This window comes from Microcoleus sp. S36b_A4, assembly GCF_036700645.1.
Lineage (GTDB): Bacteria > Cyanobacteriota > Cyanobacteriia > Cyanobacteriales > Microcoleaceae > Microcoleus.
In genome coordinates this window covers 22,540-29,805 of the sequence record NZ_JAUBPI010000083.1, presented here as the reverse complement: position 1 = coordinate 29,805, position 7,266 = coordinate 22,540, and the positions used below count along the sequence as shown (strand labels likewise).

The window sequence follows — 7,266 nt, the reverse complement described above, 5'->3', positions numbered from 1 at the left end:
TTATCATTATTATTCCCTAATATTTCTATTCTAAGAGGTATTGACAAAATCTACCCCCTTCTAACTTGTTAGCAATGATCTCTGGGTTGTTGTCGTCGTTAGCAACTAGCACTTTTAATGGAGTACCGCTAATGCCGCCACTTTGGTTGATTTCATTTTGAGCTTGAGCGACGCCCCGCAGAATTTCTTGAGCACCATTGATATCGCTGCCAATGGGAACTGCGGCGGCAATTGTGTAGGATTTGCGATCGCCGATGCGGGCGTTGTTGAGGTAAATTAGTGCTTCTGGATCGTTGCGATTGGTGTTCAGCGAAGCTTGTAAGTCCGAAATAGCTGCGTTATAGTTGCCAGATGCGATCGCCTGTACTGCTGCTTGTTTGGTTGTTGTGGCTTGCTGTGGAAGTAACAGTTTTTGGCCCGCACTCAGACGCTGCCCAATTGCCTGCTCTGATTGGGGCGAATTCCCCGTCGGAGAGTTGGGAAATGTCGGATTTTGGGGTGATAAACCCCCGACATTGATGCCACCTCGGCTTGTCAGCCACCAAATACCTGCACCGGCTAGCCCGATCGTAATTAGGAGCGATAATACCAGAACAGCGGTTTCGTTTTTTTGGGACATAATTTTACCTTTTTAGATTTTTGAAATAACGAAGTCATTAGTCATTAGTTATTAGGAGCGAGTCAAAAACATTGAACCAGGAGAAAAAGTGATTTTAACTTGGCGATCCCGAATTGATGTAGATTGCGTCAGATAGAGTGATTGGATCTATCAATTGATGATTTCGGAGCTGAGACACCCTGCAAGCCTAAAATCCAGTAGTCACTATTCCCTTATTATATGCGATCGCCCGGATCTGATATAATTCAGTAACATTGGCATAGTCAAATCCGGGCGATCGCACTCTTTAGTCTGAATGCTTTCAAGGTGGTTCCACCAGAAAAGTGCAGGAATTTTTATAAGTTACCGCATCAAAGATTAGTGAACCTTACCCTGCAAGAGCGCCACTTCCTCCATTCCAAATTTAGTTAAGCAGGCAAGAAATGATAACTGGTGAATTAGATAAAACGCTGAGTGTTGGAACTGAATTATACAATCTGACGTGAGTAAACCTGAGAACTACCTTGAAAAACACTTAGGGGGTAACTCTTCAGTCCTGTATTTAGTTACAAATTTTTACGTTCAAAGTTGGATATATATCATAAACCTTTGAAAAAAAGCTTTTCTTAATCATATCTTTATTTTTCTCCGCGAGGGGGACAGGGAGGGAGGCTGTAACAGCAAAGGGTTCGGTAAAATAATTAAAGTTTGTTGAAATTTATAAAAATAGCTGCAATACTTTGTAATGTAAAGAGGAAAGTTGAAAAATATCTAAAGACAAACTAATTGGATTGCGATGTCGCTAAGGTAGTATATATGACGGTTTGTCACAGAAAAAGAGTGTTAAGCTCCGCTAAGCTCAGCAAAAGTAAAAGCTCGCTATTTCATTAAGTTCGATCGATAACAAAGGCTAAGGTAAAGTTCATGGCAAACTCAGTTGTAAATCAGCCAAACGCAGCAGGAGTGCAGTGGCAGCCACAAGATATTATCCGCGGTCTAGTGTGGAAAATTGCGATCGCAACCTGGCTGTTAATGGCCGTAGGCAGCGCCACGCGAGTCATGAATGCGGGGCTCGCTTGCCCCGACTGGCCGCTGTGCTACGGTCAATTAATACCCGCAGCGCAAATGAATTTGCAGGTATTTCTGGAGTGGTTTCACCGGTTGGACGCAGCGGCAATTGGCTTGAGCGCGATCGCACTTTTAGGACTATCTTTGTTTTACCGCAGCCGCCTGCCAAAATGGCTGCCGATTGCGAGCGCTGGGGCAGTATTTCTAATCGTTTTTCAGGGCGTATTGGGCGGCTTGACAGTAACACAACTGCTGAGATTTGACATCGTTACCGCTCACTTGGGAACAGCTTTACTATTTTTTGGCACCCTGCTAGTCATCGGTTTCATGCTGACTCCCTACCAAGCTACAGGAAATGTCGGCAAATTAGCTTGGGTAAGTTCGATCGCAGCATTATTAGTTTACCTGCAAAGTTTGCTAGGAGCATTAGTAGGCTCTAGATGGGCACTGCACCAATGTTTAGACTCCTCAGAATTGTGCTCGGTAATGAACAGCCACATCGCCGGTATCGTACCAGCTACAGCAGCGACTTTAGCCGTAGCAGTCATGGCTTGGCGGCAGCCTGCACTGAGTCCAAACTTGCGAAAACTGGCTAACTGGGCGAGTGTTTGCCTAATTGCTCAATTAGTTCTGGGATTAGCAACTTTCCGGCTGCACCTTCAGGTAGAACCGCTGACAGTCGCCCACCAAGCAGTCGGTGCTGCTTTGCTGGGAACCCTGATAGCTTTTAGTGTTTTAGCTTGGCGCGATCGAGTTTTATCAGCTTGAGAGATAAGTAAGATGGGGCGGGTTTATTAATCCTTGTAGCTACAGCAAATATTTATCCTAAAACCCGCCCATACAACCTAATGACGAATTCGCAAATAATTACTAACAGCTTACAACCGATGCAAGAAATCCTTACCAACGACAGCCCCCGCCTCCACGAAAACTTTTCGCAAGTGGTGAAAAGTTACTATCAACTAACAAAACCCAGAATTATTTTACTGCTGCTAATCACCACATCAGCAGGAATGTGGATGGCGGCCAAAGGAGAAGTAGACCCGCTATTACTGGTATCAACTATTACCGGAGGCGCTTTAGCTTCTGCGTCGGCGAATACGATTAACTGTGTCTACGACAGCGACATCGATTATATTATGGAGCGCACCCGGTGGCGGCCGATTCCTTCGGGCCGTGTCAAGAAGCGGGATGCTTTGATATTTGCGATCGCCCTAGCTACAATATCCTTTACATTGCTGACAGTTGTTGCCAACTTATTAGCGGCATTGCTAGCAATGTCAGGCATCGTTTTCTATGTCCTAATTTACACCCACTGGCTGAAGCGTCACAGCGTGCAAAACATCGTCATCGGCGGTGCAGCAGGGGCAATTCCCCCGCTAGTTGGGTGGGCTGCGGTGACGGGAGATTTGAGTTGGGGTGCGTGGCTGCTGTTTGGGATTATCTTCCTGTGGACACCGCCGCATTTTTGGGCATTAGCAATGATGATTCGCGACGAATACAAGGAAGTAGGCGTCCCGATGTTACCCGTAATTGAGGGCGACGAAGAGACAGCCCGCCAAATTTGGATTTACACGCTATTGATGATTCCTGCAACTTTGCTGCTAGTTTATCCCCTGCATTTAGCGGGCGCGGTGTATGCGGGTACAGCTATTTTCCTGGGTGCTATTTTTGCCCAAAAAGCTTGGTTGCTGTTGCAGACTCCAGAGGATAAGATTGTTGCGCGATCGCTCTTTAAATACTCTATTCTGTACCTGATGCTATTGTGCGCCGGAATAGTGGTTGACAGTTTGCCTGTGACTCATAATTTTACTACTGCTGTTGTACAAAATGTGCAAACTTTGATTAGTGCAGTTGTGATGTAGTTAGGACTTACGCAGAAATACCAAAGAAACCGGGTTTTTCACCAGTATTAAAGTCTCAAATCCACTATTTCGCTAAAAAACCCGGTTTCTGCCTAAGTCATAGTAGTGAGTTAAATTGCAATTCTTAAAATTCAGCCCGCATCTAGCGGGTTTTGTTTATTTAATTTAGGGAATGGGATATAACCATTTGCGAAATAATTGTGTTAAGCGCGGCATGATCAAATAGGTGAGCAGGATAACAGTGAGGCCTGTGATCATCAGAGATATGAGCAAGGCAGGAAGCCCTGATAGTAGCGGTACCAGCAAACGATTGAGAATAGAAATGGTAAAAAACACTCCCAACCATGTAACTAACGCCATTTTGTAGCGAGGGGGTGGAGCCTTCATCGATTTATTGGGCAGCGTAAACCAGGTTTCCAATCCGGTCAGGGTTTGAATATCTTCTGGCCTTTCAATCAAGGGCTGTAATCGCTCAATCCACTCTCGCCGAACATCAGATTCTAGCCATGTCTTGAGATTGTCGTAGCAATCGAACTTGAGAATGACCACGTACTCAGGATGAGCGTGATGCTGGGGTCGAATAGTGCTGACACCCAGATGTCCCTTGAATTTTCGTGCATCTGCAGCGATGCCATGAAACCATGCTTCGTAACCTTGGTCGCGCCCCGGTTTCACTACATGAGAGATCACAGCGGTGACTAGAAAGTTTTCTTCACTGGTATTGCTCGCCAACGGTTCTTCCAACATAGAATTTAGAGAATTAACTGAGAGAAAAGTTTTATTCAGAACAACCGCCCTAGAGACACCAAATTACTCGGCAATTTTCGGCAGCACGTCTGGAAACAGAAGGGAGATTAACGAATGCGATCGCAAATCTCTTCAGCATTCAATCCTCGCTTGTACCAGGTTGCGATGCGGCGAACGGTAATGCCTTTACCGACGATGTGGGGGCATCCACCATGCAGTCCGGGAGTGTGTGTAATGAGCTTACCAATGTCAATAGATACTGCTGTGGTCATAAATTTTATAATCTTAACTATACCTATAATAGATGAAAACCCTATAGAGGCGTTAGAATTAAAAATGCAAAATCCAAAATGGAACCTACAGAGGAATCGGGAGTATGAGGATATATGCAAATTGTTTGGACAAAACACGCCCAGGAGCGTCAGCAACAATGGGAGGAGCGATTGAGAATTACCAGGGAAGAGGTTGAAGCGACTGTCACCAATCCTCAACAGATTATCGTGGAAGAGGATGTTTTGGTGGCTCAAATTAAACGAGGCAATGGTCTTCTGAGAGTACCCTTTGTTGAAATTGGCCAAACCAGGCGAATTTTAACCCTGTACTGGACAAATCAAGTCAAGCGATATTGGCAGGAGAATCCCAATGAAAGTTAAATACGATGCAGAAGCAGACATTCTGATTTTTATTTTCCGTGATGCGTTTCCAGCTAATGCTATCTCTGAACCTGGAGGCGTGATTGTCAGTTATGACGAAAGTGACGAACCAGTTAGCATCGAATTTCTCAATGCCTCCAAACGTAAACTGTTTAATGCTCAAGAACTCATACTAACGATCGCAACGTAGTTGATGCGCTCGATCGAGGTGGCATCGCAGAATTAGATCGCGGTGTGAGTTTGGGGCGATAAATGAAGTAAGCTAGAGAGAAAGGTTTCAAGCAATTTTAACCAATGCGAGCATCCGTTGCTTATCTGTTTGACAGAATCACAGTGCACCCAAGACAATGTGGCGGTCGTCCCTGCATCCGGGGAATGCGGATTCGAGTCATCGATATCCTAGAGTTGCTAGCTGCGGGGGAGCAAATTTTTGAGTTTTGCGGAAAATTGCCAGACTTGGAACTTAACGATATTAAAGCTGCGCTTTGAACTTGCTACTAAGTATGATTATGTCAAAGCCCCTAATGCTCTCAGAGTCGATTTTTGAGCGTTCGTCAATCCGCCCGGTCTCGAATATTCATGCCTTCATACAGCCGATCGCCCATCAACGTCCGGTTACAGCCACCAGTTGCGACATCCCACACTTTAATGGTGCGAATAATAAATTAGGTCTTTTGGGCAATAATATAAACATGATTTTCAGGATACTGGTCATATTCGAGATGGCGGCAGGTGCAATGATGCTCAACCAGAATTTGCAGGAAAGTATCTACACCCAAAGTGCTGTAATCAAAGTCTTGACCTTGAAATGCTCCCGAAACCTCGCTGCTTGTATGTCCGCCGCCACAAGTGAACAGGATCACTCCATTGGGTTCAAGCGCATCGCATAGCTTTTGTATCACAGGCGCTTGCTTGTTGATTGGCAGGTGAAACGTGCTATCCCACGCTGCAATCAGGCTGTAAAGTTTCGGCGGCAGCCAATCACAAATGTCTTCCCGGTAAAACGTGATTTCTGGATGTAGCCGCTGGGCTAAATCGATCATTTCGCTAGAAATATCAAGTCCTTCAGGCTGAAATCCATGTTTGGATAAACTGTTAATAAAACGCCCGCTGCTTCCACACCCGACATCAAGTGCTGCGTGCTGCTTAGAAGTAAATTTAATCGCCCGTTCTAATTGGGCAATGCCGTAGGTTGAATGTTGATGCTCAGTTTGCCACCATTGGGCTATTCGGTCGTAGCGGGCCGATGTATCATTTGGCTCCATAGAGTCACCTCATAAGTCGCGATCGAGATTTTCAGGACAATTAAAATCTTTCTCTACGGTACACCCAGACTACGCGATCGCCCCTAACGCTTTCAATGTCGCTTTTTGAGCGTTTGTTAATCCCGTTGCGGCTTGAATATTCATTCAATATTGAACACTACCCAAATTTTTCAATGTTTCAATTTCGGGCTGTCAGTGGGAAAGTGGCGATTTCTGTTGCAGATTCTGGCAGAGGAGGGCGCAGACAAAGATAAACTAGCGGCCCTAACAGCGGAACTAGAGACACTGCCCAAAAAATGCGATCGTCCGAGAGTCCGCGGCGTGCCATGTCGTCTCCCAAAAGTGAGGGAAATATTACAGCCATCAAGCAACAATCCCAAGTTATTAAATGCACAAAAGGAATTAATTGCCACTGCCTGACATAATCTCCCCAATCTCCATTTAACCAAGCCCAAGCTAACAGCCAGATAGTAGTTAGTAAAAGTACAATCCCTGTCCAGCGGGAGTCTGATATTTTGATCAACATATCTTTGCGGCCGGAAAATTCTTGCTGAGGCTGGCGGAGGAGTAAATAGGGAATTAAGCCGATGATGCCGGCGCCGTTGGAAGCGAGGAAAGCAGGCCAAGCGGATATATTTTGGGTTTTCTCATCAATAAATAGGAGGCAAGCGTAGACCATCGGCCAGACTCCCATGAGAGCGAATATGGTGACAAGGTAGGGGTTGATTCCTTCTAGCTGCAACTTGAGCATTTTTTCCATAACTGTTAGCGTTCCGGGCTGATCGAGAGGAGCTAGCAGTAAGGTGTAGGCAATAAATGTTGCCCAGAGCAACCCCAGAAAAATTTTTGTTTTCATTATTATATATAACGAGTATTTGAACCAGGCTAAATTAAATTATGGTAAAGTAACGCCCGAGTTAGGCGCGTCTATCTTAGGTCATAAGCACTTCGATTGGAACAGCGGCTGCAAACCGGGTTTTAGTTCGGGGATGAAAGGCTCTACAGCAGGCGATCATTACTTTAGGCAGACGCAGGGGCCATGTCAGGAGAGATACATTTTAAACAATCGA

At 45.3% G+C, this 7,266-nt stretch carries 10 protein-coding genes; 5 read left to right on the top strand and 5 right to left on the bottom strand.

Annotated elements, in window-relative coordinates:
* Positions 1-25 precede the first annotated feature (25 nt).
* Positions 26-619 (bottom strand): hypothetical protein, encoded by a 594-nt coding sequence (locus QUA03_RS22295; protein WP_333215044.1) that lies wholly within the window; start codon positions 617-619, stop codon positions 26-28.
* A gap of 903 nt (positions 620-1,522) precedes the next feature.
* On the opposite strand from QUA03_RS22295, the gene QUA03_RS22290 reads away from it, so the two are divergent.
* Both QUA03_RS22290 and QUA03_RS22285 read left to right on the top strand, forming a co-directional pair.
* Positions 1,523-2,434 carry a heme A synthase gene (locus QUA03_RS22290; RefSeq protein WP_333215042.1) on the top strand — a complete coding sequence of 304 codons (912 nt, stop codon included), beginning with the start codon at positions 1,523-1,525 and terminating at the stop codon, positions 2,432-2,434.
* A gap of 119 nt (positions 2,435-2,553) precedes the next feature.
* Positions 2,554-3,531 (top strand): heme o synthase, encoded by a 978-nt coding sequence (locus tag QUA03_RS22285; protein WP_333215046.1) that lies wholly within the window; start codon positions 2,554-2,556, stop codon positions 3,529-3,531.
* Between the two features lie 165 nt (positions 3,532-3,696).
* Here QUA03_RS22285 and QUA03_RS22280 read toward each other — a convergent pair whose 3' ends face one another.
* Positions 3,697-4,278: an antibiotic biosynthesis monooxygenase gene (locus QUA03_RS22280; protein WP_333215040.1), complete on the bottom strand. Its 582-nt coding sequence runs from the start codon at positions 4,276-4,278 to the stop codon at positions 3,697-3,699.
* Positions 4,279-4,385: 107 nt separating this feature from the next.
* Positions 4,386-4,550: a DUF433 domain-containing protein gene (locus tag QUA03_RS22275; protein ID WP_333215038.1), complete on the bottom strand. Its 165-nt coding sequence runs from the start codon at positions 4,548-4,550 to the stop codon at positions 4,386-4,388.
* Between the two features lie 114 nt (positions 4,551-4,664).
* On the opposite strand from QUA03_RS22275, the gene QUA03_RS22270 reads away from it, so the two are divergent.
* From QUA03_RS22270 to QUA03_RS22260, 3 genes are all read left to right on the top strand, one after another.
* Positions 4,665-4,931: a DUF4258 domain-containing protein gene (locus QUA03_RS22270; RefSeq protein ID WP_333215036.1), complete on the top strand. Its 267-nt coding sequence runs from the start codon at positions 4,665-4,667 to the stop codon at positions 4,929-4,931.
* Entirely contained in the window at positions 4,921-5,121 is a 201-nt protein-coding gene (locus QUA03_RS22265; protein ID WP_333215034.1) for a DUF2283 domain-containing protein, read from the top strand. Before QUA03_RS22270 ends, QUA03_RS22265 begins: the two co-directional genes overlap by 11 nt.
* Positions 5,122-5,225: 104 nt before the next feature.
* Positions 5,226-5,420, top strand: a complete 195-nt coding sequence (locus QUA03_RS22260; protein ID WP_333215032.1) for a DUF433 domain-containing protein — start codon at positions 5,226-5,228, stop codon at positions 5,418-5,420.
* 176 nt (positions 5,421-5,596) lie between these two features.
* On the opposite strand, the gene QUA03_RS22255 is transcribed toward QUA03_RS22260, so the two are convergent.
* Positions 5,597-6,196, bottom strand: a complete 600-nt coding sequence (locus tag QUA03_RS22255; RefSeq protein ID WP_333215030.1) for a class I SAM-dependent methyltransferase — start codon at positions 6,194-6,196, stop codon at positions 5,597-5,599.
* A gap of 178 nt (positions 6,197-6,374) precedes the next feature.
* Entirely contained in the window at positions 6,375-7,052 is a 678-nt protein-coding gene (locus QUA03_RS22250; protein ID WP_333215028.1) for a DUF2834 domain-containing protein, read from the bottom strand.
* Between the last annotated feature and the right edge of the window lie 214 nt (positions 7,053-7,266).

Coding starts and splice junctions, on each gene's coding strand:
- QUA03_RS22260 (WP_333215032.1), top strand. CDS start 5,226: ATGCGAGCATCCGTTGCTTATCTGTTTGACAGAATCACAGTGCACCCA.
- QUA03_RS22280 (WP_333215040.1), bottom strand. CDS start 4,278: ATGTTGGAAGAACCGTTGGCGAGCAATACCAGTGAAGAAAACTTTCTA.
- QUA03_RS22270 (WP_333215036.1), top strand. CDS start 4,665: ATGCAAATTGTTTGGACAAAACACGCCCAGGAGCGTCAGCAACAATGG.
- QUA03_RS22290 (WP_333215042.1), top strand. CDS start 1,523: ATGGCAAACTCAGTTGTAAATCAGCCAAACGCAGCAGGAGTGCAGTGG.
- QUA03_RS22255 (WP_333215030.1), bottom strand. CDS start 6,196: ATGGAGCCAAATGATACATCGGCCCGCTACGACCGAATAGCCCAATGG.
- QUA03_RS22295 (WP_333215044.1), bottom strand. CDS start 619: ATGTCCCAAAAAAACGAAACCGCTGTTCTGGTATTATCGCTCCTAATT.
- QUA03_RS22265 (WP_333215034.1), top strand. CDS start 4,921: ATGAAAGTTAAATACGATGCAGAAGCAGACATTCTGATTTTTATTTTC.
- QUA03_RS22275 (WP_333215038.1), bottom strand. CDS start 4,550: ATGACCACAGCAGTATCTATTGACATTGGTAAGCTCATTACACACACT.
- QUA03_RS22285 (WP_333215046.1), top strand. CDS start 2,554: ATGCAAGAAATCCTTACCAACGACAGCCCCCGCCTCCACGAAAACTTT.
- QUA03_RS22250 (WP_333215028.1), bottom strand. CDS start 7,052: ATGAAAACAAAAATTTTTCTGGGGTTGCTCTGGGCAACATTTATTGCC.